Annotated in this window: 2 pseudogenes; both read right to left on the bottom strand. The window is 61.7% G+C overall.

Going from position 1 to position 713, the window contains the following annotated elements:
* Positions 1-323 (bottom strand): annotated as a pseudogene (locus ADIMK_RS22035) (amino acid ABC transporter permease); the annotation flags it as partial.
* Positions 324-363: 40 nt separating this feature from the next.
* A pseudogene (locus ADIMK_RS22030) lies at positions 364-713 on the bottom strand (amino acid ABC transporter permease); the annotation flags it as partial.

Below are 713 nucleotides of genomic sequence, written 5' to 3'. Positions count from 1 at the left end.
ATACCACCGCGGAAGTTAAAGCCCTTGAGCTCAGGATGATCGAAGCTCAGCGGCGCGCCCGAGAACAGGAAGGTCAGCAGCGGCAGGCCGAGGATCAGGCCCAGACTCGCCCAGCCGGTGGGAAAGATCTTACCGGTGGCGTCCTGACGCTTGTGTGCCCAGCGCGCCATCACCCAGCTGCCGATCACGCCGATGACGAGGGCGATCCAGATCAGGTGGAAGCCGGGTTCGGCCACCGGCGCCGGCATCGATAGGCCGCGAATGTTCAGGAAACTGCCGAGGAACTCGATGCTCTGGCGCGGTTGCGGCAGCGCCCGCAGCACGGCGAAGTACCAGAAGAAGATCTGCAGCAGCAGCGGGATATTACGGAAGATCTCGATATACAGCGCCGACAGCTTGGCGATCAGCCAGTTGTCGGACAGGCGTGCACAGGCGTGCGATACCGAGGATGAAGCCCAGCACGGTGGCGGCGATGATACCGAGCACCGACACCAGTACGGTGTTGAGCAGGCCGACGAAGAAGGTGCGGCCATAGGTGGAGGCTTCGGAGTATTCGATCAACGACAGCGGGATACCGAAGCCCGCTTCCTGCGACAGGAAGGAGAAACCGGTGGTGATGCCGCGTTGTTCGAGGTTGTTCAGGGTGTTATCGACGATGAACCAGGCAAAGGCACCGAGGGTCAGTACCAGCAGTACCTGAAACAGCAGGGCCC

This window comes from Marinobacterium lacunae (genome assembly GCF_000705555.1).
GTDB classification, from domain to species: domain Bacteria; phylum Pseudomonadota; class Gammaproteobacteria; order Pseudomonadales; family Balneatricaceae; genus Marinobacterium_D; species Marinobacterium_D lacunae.
This window is presented reverse-complemented; position numbering and strand designations above follow the sequence as displayed.